Below are 24,014 nucleotides of genomic sequence, written 5' to 3'. Positions count from 1 at the left end.
AACAGTATTATCTTCAATCTCTGCTTAAGCTGGGGGCGCTTCAGAGACCACTGCGAAGGCAGCAGAGAGACGAAAAAAGTTCAAGATATCTGACTACTTTATTCTCAAAGCTTACAATTACTCTGCGCTATATAACTAAATATATGTTTGCTATGTATTACCCTTCAGAAGAAGAGTCTACACAGCGTATCAATATGCGTCAATTTGTCAGGCTCTTACTAGGACTTGTGGATAAATACTAGGGGTTTTATCTTAACCTGTTATGAACTGCTCCAGCGGCCGGGGAGAGAGAGGGGTACCCGACCGCTATTGCTGGAGGAGCAGGAGGAGATGTAAGGGGATTGGGAGAGCATATTAAGTTTTAGAACTTAAGTTCTAACAAGAATATATCATATGATTCCCGTATCGTCAAGCCCAAATAGAACATATATTCTATGTGTTTGGCCCAGATCGTGGAATCTGTTGCCCGAAAAAAGTTGAAAGTTTCTGCTCTGCTATATTTACAGTCCCACTCTCCTCAATATCAGCTAGCAAAGTGGTACAATGGACGACGGACGCGTTACGCGAACCAGAGAGTAAGGAGCAAACAAGCTAGATATTCCTTACGCAGCAATAATTATAGAAATTCAAGAGGCATAAAAATATGGCAGAGGTCCGACCGTTTAGAGCTTTAAGATATGCAAGCGAAAAAGTGGGTGACCTGGCACAGGTTGTCACTCCTCCATATGATGTGATTAGCCCACAAGCCCAGGCCAACTATTACGCCCGCAATCCACACAATATCATTCGCCTTGAGCTGGGCCAGGAACAGCCTGGCGACAACACGCTCGACAACGTTTATACGCGCGCCGCCGCGACGCTAGCAGAATGGCGCGTACAGGAGATTATACAGCAGGATGCCGCGCCTGCCTATTATCTCTACCAACAGAGATTTACGCATAAAGACCAGAGCTATATCCGTACCAGCCTGCTGGCCCGCGTTCGTCTAGAGCCGTGGGATGCTCGCGTGGTCCTTCCCCATGAGCATACGTTGAAGAAGGCCAAAGATGATCGCTTGAATCTTTATCGCGCCTGCGCTACCAATCTTAGCCCTATCATGTGTCTCTATGATGATCCCCAGGGACGCATGCGCCGCTTGCTTAGCAGGTATGCCGAAGCGCCCGAGGTGCAGATCATCGATGAGGCTGGCGAGGAGCATCGCCTCCAGCCCATTACAGATCCCGAGCAGGTTGCCTTGATCCAGGATTTCTTCTCGCAGCGCCAACTCTATATAGCCGATGGCCACCACCGCTACGAAACGGCCCTGAACTACCAGGCAGAAATGCTAGAGCAGCGCAAGGAGCTGCATCCTGAAGATGCTGTAAACTTTACCCTGATGGCCCTGATAGATCTTGACGATCCAGGTATGCTTGTCCTTCCCACGCATCGCCTGCTTTTCAATCTCGACTCAGATGCTCTTAACAAGCTCTCAGCCCAGGAACTTAAGCGCTACTTCACTGTGCAGCCGCTGGAAGCCAATCTAGCTCCGGGAGCTATTCTTGAACGCTTAAGACAAGCCGGCGAGCAGCAACCATCCATTGTCCTCTACACGCCAGAGCAGATACTTCTTCTGAGCATCAACGAGCAGGGCAAACAATATATGCAGCAGAGCGAGCATACTCCAGCCTGGAACGTGCTGGATGTTGCTGTAGTACAAAGAATCTTATTTGAGGCCCTCCTGGGCTTGAAGCCTCAGGATATGACGGCCGGCACTCATGTACGCTTTACCCATCAAGAAGAAGAGGCGTTTCAGGCCGTGCAGCGAGGAGAATGCCAGGCCGCCGTTCTTCTCAATTACACGCCCTTACAGCAGGTATGCGAAGTGGCTAAAGCTGATGACCGCATGCCCCAGAAATCCACTTATCTTTACCCAAAGCTTATTACAGGCCTTGTGATGAATCCACTGTGGTAAAGCTGTAGCGCCGGACGAACCCAGGTGAGGCGGGGCGGCGAGCAGCTGCCCCTCTTTATCTATCCTTGCCATCAAAAATGTTTAGCGGGGTTGGGCCGAGATTGCCCATCTCTAACGACTCCACCATCATTAAGAGCGGCCCTTGCTCAATTGACATGCGCATCATAGCGCGTGGAAATGCCTGTTCGTGTATCGCGATGCCAGAATCAGGATGGAGCAGCGCGGCCACAACCCCAAGCAAGTTAGCATCCTCTTCGCGCTTGACAAAGCGGAAAAGGGCCGCCTGACGGCGCAAGCGCGCCTCATAGAGTAAGCGCCATCTATCATCTATAAGCTCTGTTAAGGCTTCATTTACAAGCTGATCCATTAAGAGCTCATGGAGGCCATCCTTTTGCTTACCCTTGCGACTGCGTGAGCGCCGGCCAGAAGAGCCAGACGCGCCATTAGCCGCCCAATAGCGCGAGATATACGGTTCTATCCGCGAAGTAGGCTCATACATCCAGGACATAAATTCCGACATCTTATAGAGCTCATCGCCCCTTTGGGCAAGCGAGAGAACCTTTTCATCCAGCGGATAGGGCTCTTGCATGGTTGCTGCAGCAGCTGCTACTTTATCATCCTCAGCTTCAATCAGCGGGCGCCAGATCGAGTAGGCGATTGGCAACTTACGACGCGTCCGCTTATTCAAGGCTCGTGCCTCTATTGCCAGAGCGCGTCCATGAGCAAAAGGCACAAGAAAACTGCCAAAACCGCGCTCATCCAGGCTAGCGGCAAGCTCATCCCAGCGCTCTTTGTCCATCTCATGAATGCCATAACAATCCTTAATGCCCCATTGATCCTGATAGAGGATATTGATTCCCTTTAGCATACCATCGGGACGCTGCCAGGCAAGCATGATGAGCTGGGAGCCGGAGCCATCAATAAAGCTTACACGAGCCTCATGAGGTGGTAAAGCCAGTTGGCGCGATTCACTCATCACATCTTCCTCCACGCCGGGTACAGACTGCATCATCAGCCGTCCTAAAGCAGCCCGCGCCTGCTGCTTTACCTGGCGATTTGAGCTGGTAGCAATAGTATAATTTAAGGCTGGGATCGTCTGGTGAATTGTTACGGTTCCTAACTGCTCAAGGGCCTCAATGACGGCCGAGACAACCTTGCCAGTTTGATTCTCCAGGAGAGGGACCAGCAGATTGGCGGCCCGTGGATCATTGCTGTTTCCCAGCCAATTGATGAAAGCCAACCGACGCTCGACAGGCATAGCAATTACGTCTTCTAGAATCGACTCTATACCCATCTCATTCTGCCCCACCAGTTCAAGCAGGCGCATTTGCATCTGATGCATCGCCGTCGCCGGATCATTTAAATATTCTATGATCCCGTCATCAGCCATCTCTGAGCCAAGTTCTTTAAGCACAGGAGAAAGAGCCAGTTTCGCCATATCACTGACCGTAGGATCGGTAATAAAATCTTCTAGCCCTTCAAGGTCAAAATCTGTAGCTAGCTCTGAAAGAATAAGTACAGCAGCAGCATGAGCAGATGCATCATTGCTACGCAGCAAGTGTAGGACTTTCTCGCGCGCGCCATGCGTCCATTCTTCATCCAGGCGATCAAAATAATGCGATAGGGTCTCAGGATCTATATCATCACGGCGGCTAATAGCCAGCAAAATGCTATCAACACTTTCCTGTGGAGGTCCTTTGCGTCCTCGTGGCATGAGCATTCTCCTCAGCTAGGAATTATGGAGCTTTTCTATTTTCTTTTTATTAAGTAAAGAAGATTTCTCTTGCTACTTGAGTAATACTGCCAGTGCAAGGCATTGTACCACTTTAGCAAATAAGAGTCGAGAGGCTCTTGACCTATCACCGAGAACTTTCAGTAGCTTTTAATATGTAGAGAGATGCATATGTTTCAGGTTGGAGCTTCCTTAAAATCCTATAGATAAACTGTACGGCCACACCAGGAATTATAAATAGCGACTATCTTACGCCCCTCGCTCTGGCTGATCAGCAGAGCTTCTCTACGCGCCTCCTCAAGATCAGCGCAACTCATCGTAATATCGAGATAATAATACTTTGTTGCGGGATTGATCCAGGTTCCTAGCGAGCAATCCGGCTCTCTCAGGCACTGCTCATGCAGCTGGATAAATGTTTTGAGCTCCTCTACAATATCTATATCGGGCGCCAGAATAGCTGTCTTAGAGGGATATTTAGGAAAGCTCCAGCGATTGACTGGCTCTAGCAATTGGTAGGTAGCTAATTTAGAAGTCACGCCACCTCTTTCCAGGGTGGCAATTGCTACCTCTAAGACATATTTCTCAAAGCGATATGTGTCGAGAAGGTTGGCAAAATGCATAATTACGCGAAGATTTCTCGCTGGTTCAACAGCGCTAAAGACAGATGAGGAGACTGTCTTACAGTCTCCTCACGTTTGGCTAAGTACGCTTTTAAAGATCGGTATAGCTGTCGGCTTAGCCCCTTACGGCCAGTTTGCCGGCAAACTCCTCGTCAAACCAGACGCGATTCTGGCCATCAACCTTCAAGCCATCATGCGGATGGCTACTCTGGGTAGGCGTATTGTACAGGCTAAAGGCGCCTGAGCCGGGATTGAAGGAACCATAAATGCTCTGCAGTGAATCATCAAACCAGATCAGCCCATCGGGACCTACGCTGATTCCCGATGTATGCGTTCCACAGTTGGCGCAGGTAGGATGATAGGCGTATTCAGTTACACCACTATTTGTGCCAGGCTGCGCGGAGGCTACATTCAGTTTGCCAATCATGGCAACCCAACCCTCCGACCACCAGACATTGCCACTGCCATCGGTAGTAATCATATGAGGAGTCAGGCCTTTAGTTGACCCGTTGCGGATCTTGTATTCTTGGAGAACGCCCTGTGCCGTATATTCGCCAATGAGGGCAACTGCATCATTGTTCTCGGTAAACCAGATATTATCAGATTTATCTACAGTGATACCATATGGCAAGCTATTACCAGCGGGAGTCGCAACCTCCTTAAAGGCATGGGTTGCCGGGTTGAAAGATCCGATTTTATTGCTATAGTGCTCAGTAAACCAGATAATACCCTTAGAGTCGATAGCAATATCCCAGGGACCCGAACCGGCGGTCGGCACCTTCCACTGGTTGAATGAATTGGTAGCAGGATTGAACACACCAAGAGAATTGGTTGTTGGCATGGGGAACCAGAGCTGGCCGCTGCGATCAAAGGCCAGGAAGAGTGCCTGCCCGTAGCCAGTGGGCAACTGATAGGTATGTGTCCAGGTTCGCGAGCCAGGATTGAAGACGCCTATCTTCCCGGCTGGCGTGCCTGTTGCGCAGGATGGGCTAGGATCACATCCCGGCAGCGCTACCCAGACATTTCCGCCGCCATCAAGGGCTGTCCCCCAGGGATCAACACCAGGAGTCGCATAATCGGTAACGCTACTGCTGCTCCCTTTCGCCAGGCTGCTCTGAGGTTGAATAAAGACCAGGGCCAGCGCGGCACTGGCCACTATCGCTAACAATACGGCAATGCTTATAACTTTCTTACGCTTTTGCGCCATTTACTTATTATCCTTAACTAGTTATCCCGCCCTGGCATCTCATGCGCTCATCGCTATCCTCAACAAAGCGCGCTAAAGGACATAGAAAAAGTGGTATGGTCCCTATACCATCACGCGCAGTATCAATCTCTTGCTTATCCATTGACTGATCGCATTATTGAGATAGGAAATAAAATCATCAATGCTCAATTCGTAAATCTCACAGGTTACCTGGTAGAACACTACCCAGGGAGTATCACCAGGTACGCCTGAAAACTCTTCTTAAATAAGAGCAAGCATTGAGCGCCTCTGTAATGCTATTAGCGGTATAACAACTATCGGCACCTGCAGCAAAATTTTCAGTGAAGCGCCTCTCTAGTAATCAGCGTTATACGGCTCTCTAGCTTATCAGAAGTCCATCTATCCGCTGCTCAGACAATTTATCTTTCGCGCCTGAAATACCCAAACTACTAGCCAACACCATCAGCAATCTCTTGATTCATAGACATCTTCAACTTTTCCCACCGACACGCATGTTAATGCATTGATATTGTTAAGCAACATAATCTTTCTGTCTGCGCGGATTTTGACTTCCTTCTGCTCAGCCTGAATGTATTATTAGCCCGACTTGCCAACTGAACAAGGCACTAAGGTATCAAGAATATGAGTCTATCGGCTATAGATAATTCAGCAGAATAGAACGCTTTATAGCATTCTACCCTCATTTAATAACGCCTAGACCCGACACAAGCCGGGCTCAGCCAGTAAAATTAGCCCATGTGGAAAGTATAGTCAAAAGCACCTTCAAGACGCAAAAAATGCCCTGATGGGCTAGCACAAATTAGGACAAAGCTCCAGTACGACATAAACACTGTCAGTATGCACAAGCGAAGTTAGGTATGGAGCCGGTTCCTCCTGCTCCTTGCCAAAAGAGGATGACAGCCGGAAAGGTTTAGAATACTACAGGTTTCTTAGGGAAGACGGGACGGAGCAAGATAGCGCTCCAGCTTTTCCAGCAGCACATCTATCTGAAACGGCTTGCTTAGCCAATCGCTTGCCCCTCGAATATCGCTGGCACTGTGTATTCTATCGTCGGCAGTCATAACAATAACAGGAACGTGAGCTCCCCAGGGATGCATATTCAGCCAGGCAGCGATATCATAACCAGAAATACCTGGCATCATCAGATCCAGCAAAACTACTGCAGGCAAGCGGAGATCCTTTTCCAACCCCTGCTCTGCCTGCATTAAAAAGGGGAGAACCTTCCGGCTATCGGCAAACCCCAATCCGGCATATCCTTCGGTCTCCAGCAACAACATAATAACCGCAAGAATATCTCTATCATCATCGGCGACGAGCACATAGGGCTGGCTGCGCGTAAAAGCAGGGGTCATATACTCTTCGTCCAATACAACCACACTATCCACGTTCTTCTGGCACTTCATAGAAGCCTCCATTATGGCTGCCTGACTGCATCTCATGCCTTTAACTAACACTTACTCTTCACTTTTCCATTATAATCTCTCGACCAATTATGCTTCAGGCCGGCCTGGCTCGCGCTCACACCCTTTGTTCGGCTCCACTTGAGCAGCCGATCGCTGTTGTACGATGAGTGCAACAATACCCAGAATGATAAGGGCAAATGTAATGCCGAGCGTCAATACCCCTGACCACATTCTTGCAAGCATATCAGTTGCAGGCTCTCCCCAGTTCGGGGGCAGCGCCAACAAGGGGAGTACTGCCGACTGCGAAAGTGCATCAGTGCCATTGTTTGCGCCATCCGTAGTAACTGCGGTTTGCGTCACGGTTGGCGTTATGGTTGCCGTCGCTACCGTCGAGGCAGCACTTTCTGTAGTATCTGGGGTCGCGCTGACTGGCGAAGATGTCGGAGTGGCTCCATCTGTCGCTTGCCTGGTTGGAGTTGGTGAGCCAGCGGCTGGCGTGTGAGTAGTAGTCGGTGTTACTGCCGTTGGCTCGGGAGTGGAAGTCTTCTGCCCTGCGGTAGGAGAGGGCTGTGGCTGCCCCACGTCCGGGGTAGGCTGCGGAAGCCAGAGGACGGGAATTGCCGTAGGGGTCAGCGTGGCGGATGTACCAGCTGTCGGCTGCGCCGGCTCACTCTCGGGAGTTGCTTTGACGGCAGTTGTGGCCTCCGGAGTAGGCGTTGCCTGGCTTGTGGAAGTAGGCATTGGAGTTGAAGTGGCGCCGATATTTCCAGCCGGAGTAGCTATTGTCCTGGCGGCTGAGCGCCCGCTATTAGCGGGAAGGCAAAAGCCTGCAATGCCGATATTCAAAAGGCTCACACTTAATAGGATTCCTGTAACGCCCACAAGCAACACAGTACCCACCAGCCAGAGTACACGCTCAATACGTCCTGGATACAGTAACCACCAGCGAAGCCAATCAAAGGTACTCCTCGCAGCTGAACTATGGAATGTTCGGGCCTGAAGCGAAGGCTGCGATCCAGGTAAGGCCTGATAATCTGCAACGGTTTCCTGAGCGTTTGCGGTTGTAGTACATCCCTCTAGCGTGGCGCTGTTGGCCCACATACGCCTATCCTGTTGTTCTGAGCTCCCAGCTCTGCCTGGTGGCAAAGTATCAATTTCGTCGATGGCAAGCCGGGCAGACTTCTGCCTCTTAACAAGCGAAAGCGCGGGAAGGCTGCTCTCTGCTATATAGTCTGAAGATTCATACTGCCACATTACTGGTTCGGGCCTGGTAGGAATTTGCGCGATATCATACTCGTCTAAAGCCGGATCAACCCCACGATAGCGGGGACGTACGGTGACGGAGCCAGGTGGAAGGGCTGAAGTACGAGGTGGTATGCGCAGACTATCTCGTCCATGCTCAAGCTGTCTATGAGTCGGCATGCATTCTTTTCCTTACATAAGCTAAGCATCTACATAACAGATAGGCGATTTTCTATCTTACGGCTACGCCAGAAGATGTATTCAGTGCAAATAAACGACCTGGGCGAGCATTTTTGCTTGTACAGAGCTATTTCCGCAAAAACTGCGGAAATTTCCCCAGGGGCCGGAAAAATTTTACAGTTTTTGGCAGATTTACTTAACAAGCCGGCGCAATTAACGCAAAATATTCAGGCGCGTTGAAGCTATATTTCACAGGAATGAGCCTGAATTTACCTCTTTTTTCGCCGTTATATCCCTACAATTCTATATTGGCACATATCTTGCACAACTCTTAGTAAAGGGGGGATGTGTCCGAAAAAAGTTTTGGGCACAGTGTTGCTGGAAAAGCTCCAGCCTGGTAGGAAGGGTTAGCTCCAGCATCATTCGTCTCCGGTTACCAATTTGTGGAATGGGAATTGAGGCATCTAAGGAGTAGGTATATGGTAGCCATCACAAAGCTGGCGAAGACAGTAGAAAACGTTACAACCCAGGATCAGGAAGTTCCTGAAACTTATGAAACTCAGCAGAATCAGCCAAAACACAAAAAACCAACTCTAAGGCGCAAATCCGTTGCCCGCAGAAAAGGGAGAAGAGCAGGCCAAACCTCTGTGGAAGAGGGGCTAGAGGAAACTTCGTATCCTGAAGAAGCCGAAACCTCTTTCAACGGGTCCTCGCCGCGCAAGCTCGATAGTACGACCCGGCGCTCACGCAAAAACGCGGCGCGCAGCAACTTCCGCGAAGATGAGGAAGAGGAATACACGGAGGAGGATACTGAGGAGGGAGAGGAAAAAGAGGTTGAGAATGCAATCAGGCAATATCTTGCCGAGATTGGCCGTTATCCCTTGCTCTCGCCAGAGCAGGAACAAATGGTGGCCCACCGTGTAGCTGATGGAGACCAGAATGCACAACGCCATCTTGTGGAGGCCAATTTACGTCTCGTTGTGAGTATCGCTAAGCGCTACAACAATCATGGAATCTCGCTGCTTGATCTCATTCAGGAGGGCAATCTCGGCCTGATTCGAGCCGCACAGAAGTTTGATCCTCGTCGTGGCTTCCGCTTCAGCACCTATGCAACATGGTGGATACGCCAGGCTATTAGCCGGGCAGTTGCAGAACATACACGTACCATTCATATTCCTGTACATGTGGTAGAGTTGATTTACAAAATGAAGCGCGTCACCCGCCAACTCTATCAGGAACTGGGACGCGATCCATTTCCTGAAGAAATCGCCTGCGCGATCAATCTCACGAAAGAGCGTGTGGTCGAATTGCAAAGTATGGCCGAAGCTCCTATCTCTCTTGATGCGCCTCTTATCGATGATGAACAGTACCATCTGGCCGATACGCTAGAAGATACGCAAGCTGCGGCTCCGGCTGACGTGGTTACTCACCAGGTATTACAAGAACACATCTCTCACGCTCTTGAGACGCTTAGCCAGAGAGAACGCCAGGTGATTGAACTACGCTATGGCCTTCACGATGGCTATTGCCATACTTTAGAGGAGCTTAGCGCCTACTTCAAACTCACGCGAGAGCGCATACGCCAGATAGAAGTAAAGGCTTTACGTACTTTGCGTCAACCAATTCAGGTACATATGATGCGCGATTACGCCTGATACTGCTTTCATTCTATTCATAACAACCCTATATCGTGCATCTCGCTTGCTATCCTCGGGAACCCGCTCACATTTGAGATGAGTCGGGTTCCCTTTTATTATGCAAGATTTCCGCCAGGTTTCGGAATGGCGCCATCGCTGGTTCCAGACCAATTTATCAGGCCAGCGGCGCCAAAACTAGCAGGCTCTGAATTATATTTCCAAATATTACCAGTGATAGCGTCATTTTACGCATATTTGAGCCAAATGCTGGCCAAAAACTCAAGAGCACTCAACTTGTTTCATTAGTACATTATTGCTGTTTGCTTGACGTATGAATAGATGTTCATCTATACTCCCATCAGACATAATTTCAGCACGTCGTATGCCAGGGTAGCCCTTTATAAGCCAAGGAGGAAGCATCTTTCTTCCTGTCTTCCAACTCAATCAGTGCTGGGAGGTTTATTTTTATTATGAGCAACAATTCGCATATGAACAAGCACCTGCTGCTTAAGTTAGTGGCCCTCTGCACGGCGCTGTTGTTATTCTCTGTGATAGGTCTGATCGCAACTACGCCAGCCAGTGCTGTAAATAATCCATCTCAAACTACGCAACTCGACCGCACACCAAGAAACACGCATATAGGCACGCCTGACGGCACCCAAGGCAATACCACTCCTGGAGGAGTTACTCAGACAGTTACTACTGAGCCAACTCAAACTGAAACACAAACTACTTCCACTCCTACGGATACTATTCCTAGCCCTACAGCGAAACCTACCAGGCATCCGACCCGTGTGCCCACGGCCACACCTACAGATACGCCAGTGGTTGATCCTACCGCGACGCCCGCAGTTGGCGTGACTGAAACACCAGCAATTGTGCCAACGCCAACGTCGCGCCCCATCCCAACAGCTACGCCTATCCTTGGCGTTACGCAGCCCGCGGCTATTGTACCGACAATGGTAGCTAGCCCGCCACCATCGCCAACATCTACTGGCTCAAATACAACGGCGAACGCGGGATCGCCTTCGGCATCCAACCAATCAGATGACAGCGGCTCAGTGTCTAAGGGAAAGCAGAATAGTCTGGGGATGCTGGTACCCATCGGGGGTGGCGTTAGTGCGCTGGCGATCCTGGCTACAGCCATCGTCCTACTCGTGCAACTTCAGCGCAAGAAAAGGGCGCAGGTGGCACCCTGGGCGGCCAACGCTTCTGCTATGCCGGCACCTCCTGTACAGTCCAACGGAGCCTGGGTCAACCAGAATGAATGGGAAAAGCAAATGGGACTATCCAATAATGCGCCACCAGCGGCTGATTATTCGCCAATGATGAATAACAGTTACGCTACGGTGGCAGTACCAGAGATGGCCCAGTCTGCCCAAATGTATATGCAAACCGCAGATCCCGCCTATGGTGATCCCAACGCTCAGGCCTATGCCAATTCGGCTTACATTGACCCCAATGGCCAGGCTTATAACGATCCCGCCTATGGTGATCCCAATGGCCAGGCCTATATGCAGGCGGCTGCGCCAAACGAAGCTAGCTATATAGGCTCTGATGGACAGAATTACATGCAATATGCAGACGCTAATGGTCAGAATTATATGCAGTCTGCAGATCCCGCCTACTTCGATCCTAATGCTCAGGCCTATGGTGATCCCAACGGCCAGGCCTATATTGATCCTGCCTATGCCGATCCCAACGGCCAGGCTTATAACGATCCTGCCTATGGTGATCCCAATGGCCAGGCCTATATTGATCCTGCTTATGCCGATCCCAACGAGCAGGCCTACATTGATCCTAATAACCAGGAAGCTTTCTTCGATCCCGCCTACCAACCTGTAAACGAGCAGGACTATCAACATGTTGGCAATCAGACGTACGAAACCTATGAGATGGGCAACGGTACTGCTGAAGGATTTGAGGAGCGCGGCGGAGTTCCCCAGCATCAGGGAGATGTTACAATGCAGTATCAGGACTCCTCCAATCCTGCCGATCTCCTCAGTGACCCATTCCTGGAGGCGATGATACAACAGGCCCAGCAAGGAATCTTTGTCGTCCCAAATAAGGCGACTACACCCACAGCCAGCGGGTCGGTTCCCACGCCTGGAGGAGAAAAATAAGCTCAGCCCGGCAAAGGCTAAGCCATTGAGTTACATAAAATAGTTAAGATCTGGCGAAAGTTTTGAAAATCGCCAGATCTTAATTTTATCGGCCATGTCGCAAGGCAGCAACGGGATCGAGGCGTGAAGCTCGCACAGCGGGATAGAGACCAAAAATAACGGCAATGAGCGCAGACACTATAAATGGGAGGAGCAGCGTATCGGGGGTAATAATGAAAGGCACCGAGAGGCTACCGACGCTATCGCCCACTATCGCGCTCATAATTACCTTGACCATCAACCATCCAACCAGCGCCCCCAGCACCATACCAATAATCCCACCTACTATACACATAAATAGTGCTTCGACCAGAAACTGATTACGAATATCGCGGCGCTTCGCCCCTACAGACATCCGAATCCCTATTTCACGCGTGCGCTCAGTCACCGAGACCAGCATAATATTCATAATACCGATGCCGCCAATGGTGAGCGAGATCGCCGCCACGCCAGCCATCAGCAAGGTAATCTGCTGCGTAGCCTGATCTTCCTGTTTTAAGATCTGCAGCGAAGTACTAATCTGGAAGTCGCTTCCTCCACTCGTATGATGATCTCGCTCAAGAGTAGCTGTAATATCCTGCACCACCTGATCTAAATTATCACGGCTATCGGCTTCAACCCCTATCTGGCTGAGAAAACTCTGGTTTAGCAGGCGAGCTTGCGCCGCTTTATAGGGCACAAACACGATGGCATCCTGCATTCCCCCTTTAGGAGCCAGAACACCCTCTACGCGAAAGATCTGATCGCGAATGCGGATCTGCTGTCCAATAGGATCAACGCCCGAGGCCTCAAAAAGGTCGTGGGCAATGCTATCACCAATCACAGCTATAGATGCCCCCCCAGCATCTTCTTGAGCACTAAACCAGAAGCCCTCGGCTATCTGCCAACTCTGAATAGACTGATAAGAGCTACTTACGCCCGCAACCTGGGATTTCGTGCTTTGATTCTCATAGACTACTTGCGCGCTCAATCCAATATAAGGACTGGCTCCCGCCACATGGGGAAGCCGTTCTATAGCCTGCAGATCGCGCAAGGTGAGAGATTGTACTGCTTGCTTTTTAACGGCGCCACCCGAGGAGAACGCTCCGGGCGTAACGATAATGGTATTGGCTCCAAGTTTGGCTGTAATAAAAGTATCGATGAATGTTCCCACGCCACGCGTTAAGGTAATCGCGCCAATCACCGCAGCAATACCAATAATAATACCTAGTCCAGTTAATAAAGAGCGCAGGCGATTTGCCCAGAGCGCCTCCAGGGCACTCCTGAAGCTAGATTCAATCCAGCCAACGCTGTTCTGCCCTTGAGTACGAAACTCCATAAACATGCTTTCCAGCGAACTCGGCTGGGAGGAAGGTACAGCTGCTTGAGGTGCCGCTGTCTGGGAGAAAAGTTGTTCCTGGTTAGCGTGAGGTTGTACTGACTGGTCCATCTGGCTTACCCCTTTCCATTCAGGCCATCATTGATAGGCATTTTCATGCAGTTACATTGCTGAATGACTACGAAGGTACCAGGGTTCTACCCGTACATTGTTACGCGGAGGAGATAAAATACCGGCGTCCCCTTCAAATCCTAAAGAGGAATAGCGCCATAAAGGTTATGCCGTTAGCACTGCAAAATAAGCTTTATCCTTATAAAGAATAGTATAGCATATTCAGATCTGTTGTACACATAGAAAATGAGCCAAAAAGAAATAGACACGAGTCATCTCTCATTTTTGAGGCCTCACCTACATCAGTCACGGGACAGACTCCCTACAACCCCTGCTCAAAAATATTCGGGATAGCTCATGTCTACAGTTGGCATCTCTGTGGTTATCTTGGGCGCCGCAAAGCGATAATAGGATCGAGGCGCGAAGCCCGTATGGCCGGGTAGAGGCCAAAAACAACGCCAATGGCAGCCGAGACCACAAAAGGCATAATAAGATTGCCAGGCGTGATGACGAAAGGAGCGCCACTGCCTCCAGAGCCACGGGCAAAGGCTCCAATAAGTACGGTACTCATAAACCAGCCGATCAGCGTGCCCAGCAGCATTCCCAGCAGGCCACCAAGCAGGCACAACACGAGGGATTCAATCAAAAACTGATTGCGAATATCGGCACGGCGCGCACCGATAGAGATCCGAATCCCAATCTCACGCGTGCGCTCGGTTACCGAGACCAGCATAATATTCATAATTCCCACGCCGCCAATGGTGAGCGAGATCGCCGCGATACCAGCAAAGAGAGTAGAGATGGCCGCCATCTGCTGATTTTCCTGATCCAGCACTTGTTGTAACGTCTCTATCTGGAAATCATCGGGCACGCCTTTCGGAATATGATGATTCTCTTCAAGGGTGAGCTTCACATTCTGCACTACCTGATCAATGGTATCCTTCGAATCTGCAGAAAGCTGGACTTGATCAAAATGATCCTGGCCCGAGAGGCGAGCTTGCGCAGCCTTATAGGGCACAAACACAGTATCATCCTGATTAAAACCACCTTTGGGCGCCAGCACCCCTACGACGCGAAAGAGTTGATCGCGCACACGGATCTGTTGCCCGACCGGCTCGACGCCGGAAGCCCCAAAGATATTACGCGCTACGGTATCTCCCAGCACAGCAACTGCCGCTCCGCCAGTATCCTGCTCTTTAGTAAACCACAGGCCATCAGCAATCTGCCAGTTCTGGATTGTTTGCAGATCGGTGCTTACGCCCTGAACCCTTGTCTTCCAGCTCTGGTTACCAAACACTATCTGTACCTGGCCTGGCAGCACAAATGGGCTTACGGCGGTTACGTGTTGTATAGCGCGTAGGGATTGTAAATCGCGCTGGGTCAGACTTTGGAAGGCCTGCTTAGAGACTACTCCACCTGAGCTTTTGGCGCCAGGAGCAATAGAGATGGTTGTAGAGCCGAAGCCCTGTAAAACGCCATCGATATATGCGCCCACCCCTTGCGTCATCGTCAAAGACCCGATAACGGCAGCAATACCTATAACGATGCCCAGCATCGTTAATAGTGAACGTGTACGATTTGCCCAGAGCGCCTCCAGGGACGTAATCAGCGTCGAACCTAGCAGGCTTCCCTGGTGCTTATCTTCTATACGCAGTTCCCGCAGTAAGCTTTCCAGGGCTGATTCCTGGTGTAGCTCTACAGCTGTCGAAGACGAAGGAGTCGCAGAAGCTGGAGGAACTGCTGGGACAGACTGAGTTACGGGGGCCCTGGTTAAGCGGGTCCCCCGTGGTCGTATCGAACGGCTCAATCAGTTTTCTCCTTTCATCCAGAACAATGGATAGGCGTCCTGCCCGCTAAAGAGCAGCGCAACATCGTTCTGAATGGCCAACAGTAATTATGCATCGGTACGAATCGCTACAATAGGATCAAGGCGCGAAGCCCGTATAGCCGGATAGATCCCGAAAACCAGGGCAATCGCCGACGAGACAGCGAACGGTATAAGCAGCGTCTCTGCAGTTACGACAAATGGCAACTTAGCTAAATACGTAATGACCCAGCCAATCAGTAAGCCCAAGATCAGGCCAATCAAGCCTCCCACCAGACACAACACGAGGGCTTCCATCAAGAACTGATTACGAATATCGCGCCGCTTTGCCCCAATAGACATGCGAATTCCTATTTCCCAGGTGCGTTCGGTTACCGAAACGAGCATAATATTCATAATTCCAATGCCGCCGACCGTCAGCGAGATAGCAGCAATGCCAACAAACAGGGCAGTCATCACTGACAGCGATTGATTAAAGCTCTGTAATACCTGGGTAAAAGTCATGACGGTAAAGCTATCATCAGAGCTGTCTTTGATATGATGGTTCTGCCTGATAGTTGTCTCTATCTCCTGCTTGAGCTGCTCCACACTGCTCGGGCTATCGGCCTGCGCCTGTATCTGGTCAATCGTCGTCGAGTTGCGCAGACGAATTTCCATAGTTTTAAAAGGCACAAAGATTACATCATCCTGACCGAGGCCGCCCTGCGGCGCCAGAACCCCCACGACACGAAAGTTCTGATCGCGAATGCGGATCTGTTGCCCGATGGGATTAGTTCCTGAAGCATCAAAGAGACTATGTGCTGTTGTATCACCTAACACCGCTACCGGCGTGCCCTGCGCATCGTCATCTTCACTAAACCAGGTCCCTTGCGCTAGCTTCCAATTTCCAATGGTCTCAACCTGAGTATTTACTCCCTCAACCTGGGTATTCCAGTTCTGGCTACCATAAATTACCTGATCAGAGGTCATAAGATAGGGGCTTACGGCAACAAGATGAGGCAAGCCATTTAAAGATTGAGCATCGCGCAGGGTAAGGATATTGCCACTTCCCTGGCCTGTCGAGCCAGCCTTCTGATTCGATGAGCCAGGATAAACTATCACAGCCGTTCCCAGGCTCGATAGCTGGTTGGTGATAGAAGCGCTCGCGCCCTGAGTCAGGGTGAGCGCCGCGATCACAGCCGCCACGCCGATAAAGATACCAAGGGCGGTCAGAAACGAGCGTGTACGATTACCCCAAAGAGCCTCTACCGCACTATTAAAGTTAGCGCTGAGCATGCCCACAGGCTGGTACTGCAGCGTGCGGAATTCCGTTAGAATACTTTCCAGTGGCGTCTCCTGGGCAGACGCCTGTTGCGAAGGAGCTACCTGCGTTGACTGCTGAGAACGTCGCTGTATTGTCCCCTTCACGAATGTTCCTCCTTGATGTTTCCCTCATCCTCGTTAGTGGATTGCACTAAGGCCATCCACTCATCCTTGGCTGAGTTAGGCTGGAGTACAGGTTCATCTCGTATAAGGCGGCCATCACGAAACACTACCTGGCGTTTCGCATAATTGGCAATATCAGGCTCATGAGTTACCAGAACTATCGTCAAGCCTTGCTCATTTAGCGCTTGCATCACCGCCATGATCTCAATACTGGTGCGGCTATCCAGGTTACCAGTAGGCTCGTCGGCAAGCAAGAGCGAAGGCCCATTCGAGAGCGCGCGTGCAATCGCTACACGCTGCTGCTGACCACCTGAAAGCTCAGATGGTTTGTGATTCATGCGAGCTCCCAGGCCAACCAGTTGCAGTAGCTTACGTGCGCGTAGCTCGCGTATATGCTTGGGTATGCCAGCATAGACCATAGGCAAGCCGACGTTTTGTATAGCAGTTGAGCGACCCAGCAAGTTGAAACCCTGGAAGACAAAACCTATTAAGCGATTGCGCATGATGGCAAGCTCGTCGCTAGATAAGCGGCTCACCAGCTTGCCGGCCAGCCAGTACTCGCCCGAGGTTGGTCTGTCCAGGCAACCAATCAGATTCATAAAAGTTGATTTACCGGAGCCAGATGGTCCCATCACCGCCACAAATTCGCCAGGATAGACATCTAGCGAGACACCGCGCAAGGCGTAAACATTTGTTTTGCCACCAAGGCGATACGTCTTTGCCAGGTCGCGCACAGCAATCACAGGTTGGCGCTGCTGAGCTGCATTTGCGCTATCCGCAACGGCCACAACCTGCGAAGTTGGTTGCTTGTCAATCGGCGGCTCATTTGCCTGCATCGGCGTTTTCTCGGGCATCACAGCGCTACCCGGTCGTGTCGGCTGCTCATCGATGGCTGCCTCTTGAGCTTTTCCTAGCGCGTTTTCCGGCCGCGTTGGCTGCTCATCAATAGTTGTCGGCTCCGGAAGCTGTGCCCCAGCTTCCGAGCCGCTCTGTTGCCAACTACTTCCCAGTTGCCCGGGATCGTTATTAGCCATGTTACGATCTCTCTCAATCTCAGATCCAACTTATACTATGTCTAACTATCCTCATCTAGCCACCATTTCGCGCAGCACTGGCCGCCCCAGTTCCACCACCAGGAGTGCCGCCCTCTACTCCTACAATGAACGTTTCATTTTGAGCGAGACCCTTCAATACTTCCTGGACGCTACCATCGCTCAGGCCCAGGACGACTGGCACGGCTTTGAACTTTGGATTATCCTTCGTGCCGGTTTGCTCGATAACAAAGGCTGGTATCGGGCTCTCCGAAATCACATTAGGATTCGTTGTCTGCAGATCAATCAACATCTGCCGCGCCTGTACCATTGCCGTCGCTGCATCGGCTTTGCTGATAAGCTGGGGTGCCGTGCTATTGGCTGCACCGCTGCTAGCCAGCCGCGCGAAGTTAATGGCATTTACAGGTATTAAGAGTACATTTGGACGGTTGAGCGTAGTAACCGTTACATTAGCCGTCATGTTTGGAAGCAGATGAGTGTCCTTCAAGTTATCCGGGCTCATATCTACGTCGATAACGACAGGGAAGGTTACTACATTCGAGACCGTCTGCCCATTAGGAGCAATCGCTGATACAGTACCACGGAACTGGCGATCACCATAAGCATTTACTGTAAATACTACGGGTTCCCCTACCTTCAGGTTGGCTGTGTCAGATTCGTTGACGTTTGCAGAGACCTGTAGTTCACCTGTATCGACAATCTGGATAAAAGTTGCGTTGGCTGTCGATTGAGCTCCTGGATTACTAACATTGGCAGCATTGCCGGGTGTGCCACCAACTGAGCCATTGATGGCAGAAATCACACCATCATGGGGGGCAGTGAGTATAGCGTTATCAAGGTTATGCTGGGCCTGATCTACCTGCTGCTGGGCTACGGCTACGGCAGCCTGATCCAGCAGGACAGCTTGTTGAGCCAGGGAGACCGAGGCATCGGCATTGGCTTTCGCTGAATTGAGCGAATCTTTGTTGGAAGCAGTTGTGCCTTGATTCGAGACGTTGCTGGTATTGGCCTGAGCCTTGGCAAGATTCAGGGCCTTCCTATCGGAATCTACACGATCCTGAGCGGTCTGCACATTGGAGTCGGCTTGCGCTACAGCTTGCTTATATGTGTCGTTAGCCTTCTTCTCACAAAGTCCTTGAGAATCCGCAGGAATAAGGTTCACATTGAACTGCGCCCACGGGTTATCATTGCTACCATTACCGCCATTTTGGTTGTTCTGGTTACCCTGGTTGTTTTGATTGCCCTGGTTACCCTGATTATTTTGGTTGTTCTGATTGTTCTGATTGCCCTGGTTACCCTGATTATTTTGGTTGTTCTGGTTCTGGTTGTTCTGGTTCTGATTGTTAGTAGTAGTACTAGGAGTAGTGCCACTATTCTGGCAATTTTGTAAGTCGAGCCGCTTCTGATCTGCGGCGACTTTTTTGCTAGCTGAAGCCTGCCGCTCCGCCAGGTCAAGGGCGTTTTGATCATTATCTAGCGTTTGCTGGGCCTGGACGACGCTTGCCTGATTTTGATTTTTGGTTGCATTCTGATTATTTTGCGCATTCTGCAGATTTGTCTGTGCGGCATTGACACTTGCCTGCTGCTGAGCCTGCGTTTTACCTAGACTCACTTGATCTTTCTGCAGGGTGGTTAGCTGCACCTGCATATTAGCTTTCTGCTGATCAAGAGCGTCCTGAAGAGAGGTCTTATCCAGCTTGGCCAGGACCTGACCCTTCTTTACGCTCTGTCCAACCTTCACATCGAGCTCATTAATTATACCTGAACCTTTAAAGGTTATGTTGTAGGTTCCACTACTCTGAACAGGTCCCGTGGCATTGATTGTTAGAGCTAAATCCCCCGATCTAGCGCTCTGATATTGATAGGTTACCGGCTTGGGACGATTTAATATATTTAATAGTACGGCTCCCAGGATGACGATCAAGAGAACAACCGCGATTCCTATGATTGTTCCACGCCGCCTCCACCAGGGAGGTGTAGGTGCTAGCAGATTCCCCGCTCCGCCAGCATTACCACCGCTACCGCCGAGGCCAGGAAGCGCAAGCAGTTGATTTGCAGAACTTGGTGGTTGTTGCGACATACAAAGACAATCTCCTATTCGTTGAGACAACTTGAAATAATATGGAAATACATGATATAGTATGTGGTATAGGTTTTCTGCACATTAACACGTCAATCCTTAGTATACCCACGTCTCGCCAGAAAGTCAGCCGTAAACTGTTACAAAATTGTCTCAATATTGTAAAGTTTGTAACCAGTGTCACAGCGTTGCACAAAATGTCCTCTTAAGCCGCTCTATCCATGTATGCAGATCCTACCGGGCTCCTGGAATTCTTCCCCAAGAGCGGTTATATAAGAACGATCACACCCCCTCATATCTCTTTTTTCTTCAAATCTCTATACGTACAAATATATTGTTAAGTTGTTTCGCAGTACCCTCCGTTAGTTACCTACTTCTAACATATGATTCTATTTGATGCCCTTAAATATCACTAAAATATTCTAGCTACCCTTAATCTCCCTCACATTTATACATATGTTAACCTTCATGCCCTTGTTCCTCCAACAGGGATGAGGTACATCTTCCTTTGTATCAGGTGTTGCTTTTCTTGGCGCACAAGGTTGTGGTTGAGTACTTTATACCTCTGCAGAGGGTGGGAGCCGGCAGCTGTGTTGCAGTTGCAGTGGTATCATCAACAAGTTCATCAATAAGCGCTCCTTTGGCTTTGCAGGCGGCTAACTGCTCCTCTGTCAGCCCTTGGGCTCCTTGCAGGTTGGTATTTTTCAGGAACCTGGCGCTTTCAATGTTAGTCCCGCTTAGATCTGCTCCACCCAGGTCTGTCTCACCCAGATTGGCCTCCCTCAGATCTGCCCCATGCAAATTGGCCCTAAACAATCGGGCCTCCCTCAAATCTACCTCGCTCAGATTTGCCTCTCTCAAATCTGCCCCAAATAGCCGCGCCTCCCTCAGATCTGCCTTAAACAGTTTCGCCTCCCTCAGATCTGCCCTTCTCAAATCCGCAAGAATTAGCCGCGCCTCCCTCAGATCTGCCCTTCTCAAATCCGCAAGAATTAGCCGCGCCTCCCTCAGATCTGCCCCTCTCAAATCTACCTCGCTCAGGTTGGCCACCCTTAAATCAGTCTTAAACAGTTTCGCCTCCCTCAGATCCGCTTCGCTCAGATCCGCCTCCCTCAGATCCGCCTCATACAAATCTGCCTCAAATAGCCGCGCCTCCCTCAGATCCGCTTCGCTCAGCCTGGCCCCTTTTAAAGAAGCTTGCGGCATCCAGATGCCCTTGAAGTCAGCCTCGCTGAGATAGGCCATATCTAGTTGTACCCCCGTTGCATCTATGGCTTGAGAGTTCTCATCCTGCAACATTTGTCGTGTCATAGGAAAAGCTTCTTTGAACACCACGATAAGAGCCTGGCTGAGCGTGGTAAGCGGCTGGGGAAGCGCGGTATTCTCCGGTAGTTGAACGCTGCGTGGAAGCCGTAAATGGGCTGCGGCGAGATCAAAGGTCTGTACATAAAACTGTTCATAGCCGGGTCGCAGAAACGTCCTAAGAAGAGTGGCTGCTCCGATCCTGGCCCCTTCTTTTTCGCTCCCGAGCCCCTCAACAGCGGCCTGGAAACGCGCCTCAGCCATTTTCTCTCGTGCCTCTTGCCTATCCTTTATTTCTCTCTCCTGGGCCTCTTGCTTATCCTTAAGCTCTTTTTCCTGAGCATCACGTCTATCTACGCGCCAGCGCCAAAGCCCAAAGAGTGCGCCGATTACCACCACCAGCGTCGAGAGGACACCCGAGACCACAGTAGCGCCGTTACTCCAGAGCCAATTGTCCCAGGTATGCTGGTCCTGATCAGCTTGTTGTGCCACTTGCGCTTTTAATGCCGTGACTGTGGCTTCTAAAGCAGTTACTTCCGCATCTTCTGTGGGTCTTGCCTGTGGAGTAGCACTAGCCACGGTTAGCGCTTGATCTGGAAGAGAGGCTGCCGCAGCCGGGGCACAGACAATAAAAGCAGAGAAAAACAGCAAACTAGCACACGCGATACCAATTATCAAGAATTGTCTTTCGGGCATAGGTTTTGCCTCCGTGCTCACATTAGACGTACCTCTTGTATCTTTATATATGATACACCTGAAAATGTATCAAAAGACTAAAGATAACTGGGAGCTCTCGCAGTTGGTAGGATTCTTATAATAGCTTGTGAGGCTAGTAGTCTATTTAGCAGGGATTGATAAGTGCGCCGCCGCAGGTGGCACACAGGGGAGAGAGCCGGGGCGACCGCCCCTTGCATCCCCGCTTATTTCACTCGTCACGCAAACCTTGACAGACAGCTAGTTTATGATTGGCACTTGTAGTCATCTATATGATATTCAGGCAGCCGCACATAATTTTAATCAATAGGCATATAGTAGGAACAGCTGCACAGTTTAATGGGCATCACTATCTAGCAGTTGCGGCAGCAGATAAGGGTAAGAAACATTGATTATTAAGCTCTATGGTTTTGACTGGATGGCCTATTGTGAGCGCGTAATGCCAGCTCTCGCACGCTGGATTATTGAGGGCGACGAGGGCCAGGCGCATGAGCTCTATCAACAGACGCGCTGCGCTCAAGAGGAGCGGTTTGTCCCCTATATTATGGCCCATTTATCTTCCTGGCCACGGGCGCAAAAATTTGTGCGGCAATTACCACGGGGACAGCAAGCACTCAATACGTATAGGCACCTTTGTTCAGCTGAGCACTTCACGGCGCTCAGCGATCGCTATATCCAGCGCCACCCACCTCAGCTGCACTATAACGAGGAAGCCTTGCTAACAGTTTGGGGAGCAATAGTGACAGACTATTGTCTGCGTCCGCTCGCCTCTCCTCAACAGCTGGACCAAGCACAGCAAGGAGCTAGCAAGGAAGCAAACCTGAGCCCCGCCAATACAATGGAAATATCTATTGAATCGACAGCACAATCTCTGTCGCAAGCTACTACACAAAGCGTTGAGCAGGAGAGCGGAATAAGTATCGGGCGTCATCCAATGCAGCTCCACATGCGCGGCTGGCTCGCCACTTGCTCGGTTCGTGCCATGGCCCTTTTCGAACTATTAGCCTGTGGACGTCGCTGCATGCCCTTCGGCTATCAAGCTGGCTCTCCCTTTGGCTCATACATCGGCTATCTGACGGCAAACGAGCTAGAGCAGCTCGCCAGCTGTTTACGGGGGCTTCAAGCCCCAGACAAAGCACAGGCCGAGCTTGATAACGCTCTCTTCCATAGAGAAATAAGCTCACAAGAACCAGCAAAGGCTACGCGCATAATCGATGAGGTAACCCCTATGTATGCTGCTGCCTTCTTGCAAGCAATCTCCTTTGCGGCACCACAAAAATATGGGCTGATCTGTATGATTGGCTAATGCTGCACAGTCCGATTACATCTCATCAATATGAATTAGAGCTATGAGAAAATAAGCCTAAATAATCTTAATAGAGATTTTTACCCTTATTATATAGAACAAGTACCGTAGCCAATCTCTATCCCATGCGCACACCACAACATCAAACTTGCTGCACTTTATTATGAATTGATTGACAATTCCTACAAAATACCGTAGGATTAGCAACAAGAGTTCCTTATCGACGACAGAGGCAAGGACTCGCGAGAGGCTCACAAGCTCTCCTTTCTGATCAGAAGGCTGGTCTATCAGAAAGAGGCTTATTTATTCTTCAGTTTAAGATAGGAGGCTCACTTACCGCTTATTCTTCATTTCAGCGTCACCCAGCCAGGCAAAAAGCGACACGAATCGCAAGCAGCCAATTTTGCCCTTTTGTAATCACTGTATCGTGTGGCTTATTTTAACCACAAAAGGAGTGCATGTTATGGCTACGCATCCGGAGAAAAAGAGCCGACGCTGGCTTCTTCTCCTCCTTATTGTTCCCTTCATCTTCACGCTCTGGCCACCGTTCTACAACTATCGCACACCAGAGATAGCCGGCTTCCCCTTCTTCTACTGGTTTCAGCTCCTCTGGATTATTATCACTGCGATTATTACGGCAGTTGTTTACTTTGCAGGAGCATAAACTCTTACACGCACCATAATCGGCTTTTTCCTGCTTGCTCGCAAGCCATCCATCAGAAAAGG

Annotated in this window: 16 protein-coding genes; 5 read left to right on the top strand and 11 right to left on the bottom strand. The window is 50.2% G+C overall.

Annotation, left to right across the window (positions count from 1 at the left end):
* The first annotated feature begins 643 nt into the window (after positions 1-643).
* Positions 644-1,951 (top strand): DUF1015 domain-containing protein, encoded by a 1,308-nt coding sequence (locus EPA93_RS40380; protein WP_129892963.1) that lies wholly within the window; start codon positions 644-646, stop codon positions 1,949-1,951.
* A 55-nt stretch (positions 1,952-2,006) separates the two neighbouring features.
* Here EPA93_RS40380 and EPA93_RS40375 read toward each other — a convergent pair whose 3' ends face one another.
* From EPA93_RS40375 to EPA93_RS40355, 5 genes are all read right to left on the bottom strand, one after another.
* The gene (locus EPA93_RS40375; RefSeq protein WP_165423721.1) at positions 2,007-3,665 is read right to left on the bottom strand and encodes a HEAT repeat domain-containing protein; all 1,659 of its coding nucleotides are present in this window, start codon (positions 3,663-3,665) and stop codon (positions 2,007-2,009) included.
* Between the two features lie 218 nt (positions 3,666-3,883).
* Positions 3,884-4,303: a hypothetical protein gene (locus EPA93_RS40370; protein ID WP_129892961.1), complete on the bottom strand. Its 420-nt coding sequence runs from the start codon at positions 4,301-4,303 to the stop codon at positions 3,884-3,886.
* A 115-nt stretch (positions 4,304-4,418) separates the two neighbouring features.
* The gene (locus tag EPA93_RS40365; protein WP_129892960.1) at positions 4,419-5,510 is read right to left on the bottom strand and encodes a Vgb family protein; all 1,092 of its coding nucleotides are present in this window, start codon (positions 5,508-5,510) and stop codon (positions 4,419-4,421) included.
* 950 nt (positions 5,511-6,460) lie between these two features.
* Entirely contained in the window at positions 6,461-6,934 is a 474-nt protein-coding gene (locus EPA93_RS40360) for a response regulator (protein ID WP_165423720.1), read from the bottom strand.
* Positions 6,935-7,021: 87 nt separating this feature from the next.
* Positions 7,022-8,356: a hypothetical protein gene (locus EPA93_RS40355; protein ID WP_129892958.1), complete on the bottom strand. Its 1,335-nt coding sequence runs from the start codon at positions 8,354-8,356 to the stop codon at positions 7,022-7,024.
* A 479-nt stretch (positions 8,357-8,835) separates the two neighbouring features.
* Between EPA93_RS40355 and EPA93_RS40350 the strand changes: the two genes are divergently transcribed.
* Together EPA93_RS40350 and EPA93_RS48785 are read left to right on the top strand one after the other, a co-directional pair.
* On the top strand, positions 8,836-10,011 hold the full coding sequence (locus tag EPA93_RS40350) for a sigma-70 family RNA polymerase sigma factor (RefSeq protein WP_242527233.1): 1,176 nt from the start codon (positions 8,836-8,838) through the stop codon (positions 10,009-10,011).
* 452 nt (positions 10,012-10,463) lie between these two features.
* On the top strand, positions 10,464-12,116 hold the full coding sequence (locus EPA93_RS48785; protein WP_165422754.1) for a hypothetical protein: 1,653 nt from the start codon (positions 10,464-10,466) through the stop codon (positions 12,114-12,116).
* An 85-nt stretch (positions 12,117-12,201) separates the two neighbouring features.
* Here the strand turns inward: EPA93_RS48785 and EPA93_RS40335 are convergent, their stop codons facing one another.
* The 6 genes from EPA93_RS40335 to EPA93_RS40310 form a co-directional block, all read right to left on the bottom strand.
* On the bottom strand, positions 12,202-13,584 hold the full coding sequence (locus EPA93_RS40335) for an ABC transporter permease (RefSeq protein ID WP_129892955.1): 1,383 nt from the start codon (positions 13,582-13,584) through the stop codon (positions 12,202-12,204).
* Positions 13,585-13,966: 382 nt separating this feature from the next.
* Entirely contained in the window at positions 13,967-15,391 is a 1,425-nt protein-coding gene (locus EPA93_RS40330; RefSeq protein ID WP_129892954.1) for an ABC transporter permease, read from the bottom strand.
* A gap of 87 nt (positions 15,392-15,478) precedes the next feature.
* On the bottom strand, positions 15,479-16,816 hold the full coding sequence (locus EPA93_RS40325) for an ABC transporter permease (protein ID WP_129892953.1): 1,338 nt from the start codon (positions 16,814-16,816) through the stop codon (positions 15,479-15,481).
* Entirely contained in the window at positions 16,813-17,577 is a 765-nt protein-coding gene (locus EPA93_RS40320; RefSeq protein ID WP_165423923.1) for an ABC transporter ATP-binding protein, read from the bottom strand. Before EPA93_RS40320 ends, EPA93_RS40325 begins: the two co-directional genes overlap by 4 nt.
* Before the next feature lie 346 nt (positions 17,578-17,923).
* A complete protein-coding gene (locus EPA93_RS40315; protein ID WP_129892952.1) occupies positions 17,924-19,966 on the bottom strand; it encodes an HlyD family secretion protein in 2,043 nt (680 codons plus the stop codon).
* A 513-nt stretch (positions 19,967-20,479) separates the two neighbouring features.
* Entirely contained in the window at positions 20,480-21,964 is a 1,485-nt protein-coding gene (locus EPA93_RS40310; RefSeq protein ID WP_129892951.1) for a pentapeptide repeat-containing protein, read from the bottom strand.
* A gap of 406 nt (positions 21,965-22,370) precedes the next feature.
* Between EPA93_RS40310 and EPA93_RS40305 the strand changes: the two genes are divergently transcribed.
* On the top strand, positions 22,371-23,288 hold the full coding sequence (locus EPA93_RS40305; RefSeq protein ID WP_129892950.1) for a hypothetical protein: 918 nt from the start codon (positions 22,371-22,373) through the stop codon (positions 23,286-23,288).
* 463 nt (positions 23,289-23,751) lie between these two features.
* On the top strand, positions 23,752-23,952 hold the full coding sequence (locus tag EPA93_RS40300) for a DUF3311 domain-containing protein (RefSeq protein ID WP_129892949.1): 201 nt from the start codon (positions 23,752-23,754) through the stop codon (positions 23,950-23,952).
* The last annotated feature ends 62 nt before the right edge of the window (positions 23,953-24,014 follow it).

Source organism: Ktedonosporobacter rubrisoli, from assembly GCF_004208415.1.
Classification (GTDB): Bacteria; Chloroflexota; Ktedonobacteria; order Ktedonobacterales; family Ktedonobacteraceae; genus Ktedonosporobacter; species Ktedonosporobacter rubrisoli.
The sequence above is the reverse complement of the archived record's forward strand: the minus strand, read 5'-3'. Positions and strand labels throughout refer to the sequence as shown.

Excerpts from the sequence above, each read along its gene's own strand:
- EPA93_RS40380 (WP_129892963.1), top strand. The coding sequence starts at position 644 with ATGGCAGAGGTCCGACCGTTTAGAGCTTTAAGATATGCAAGCGAAAAA.
- EPA93_RS40375 (WP_165423721.1), bottom strand. The coding sequence starts at position 3,665 with ATGCCACGAGGACGCAAAGGACCTCCACAGGAAAGTGTTGATAGCATT.
- EPA93_RS40370 (WP_129892961.1), bottom strand. The coding sequence starts at position 4,303 with ATGCATTTTGCCAACCTTCTCGACACATATCGCTTTGAGAAATATGTC.
- EPA93_RS40365 (WP_129892960.1), bottom strand. The coding sequence starts at position 5,510 with ATGGCGCAAAAGCGTAAGAAAGTTATAAGCATTGCCGTATTGTTAGCG.
- EPA93_RS40360 (WP_165423720.1), bottom strand. The coding sequence starts at position 6,934 with ATGAAGTGCCAGAAGAACGTGGATAGTGTGGTTGTATTGGACGAAGAG.
- EPA93_RS40355 (WP_129892958.1), bottom strand. The coding sequence starts at position 8,356 with ATGCCGACTCATAGACAGCTTGAGCATGGACGAGATAGTCTGCGCATA.
- EPA93_RS40350 (WP_242527233.1), top strand. The coding sequence starts at position 8,836 with ATGGTAGCCATCACAAAGCTGGCGAAGACAGTAGAAAACGTTACAACC.
- EPA93_RS48785 (WP_165422754.1), top strand. The coding sequence starts at position 10,464 with ATGAGCAACAATTCGCATATGAACAAGCACCTGCTGCTTAAGTTAGTG.
- EPA93_RS40335 (WP_129892955.1), bottom strand. The coding sequence starts at position 13,584 with ATGGACCAGTCAGTACAACCTCACGCTAACCAGGAACAACTTTTCTCC.
- EPA93_RS40315 (WP_129892952.1), bottom strand. The coding sequence starts at position 19,966 with ATGTCGCAACAACCACCAAGTTCTGCAAATCAACTGCTTGCGCTTCCT.
- EPA93_RS40310 (WP_129892951.1), bottom strand. The coding sequence starts at position 21,964 with ATGCCCGAAAGACAATTCTTGATAATTGGTATCGCGTGTGCTAGTTTG.
- EPA93_RS40300 (WP_129892949.1), top strand. The coding sequence starts at position 23,752 with ATGGCTACGCATCCGGAGAAAAAGAGCCGACGCTGGCTTCTTCTCCTC.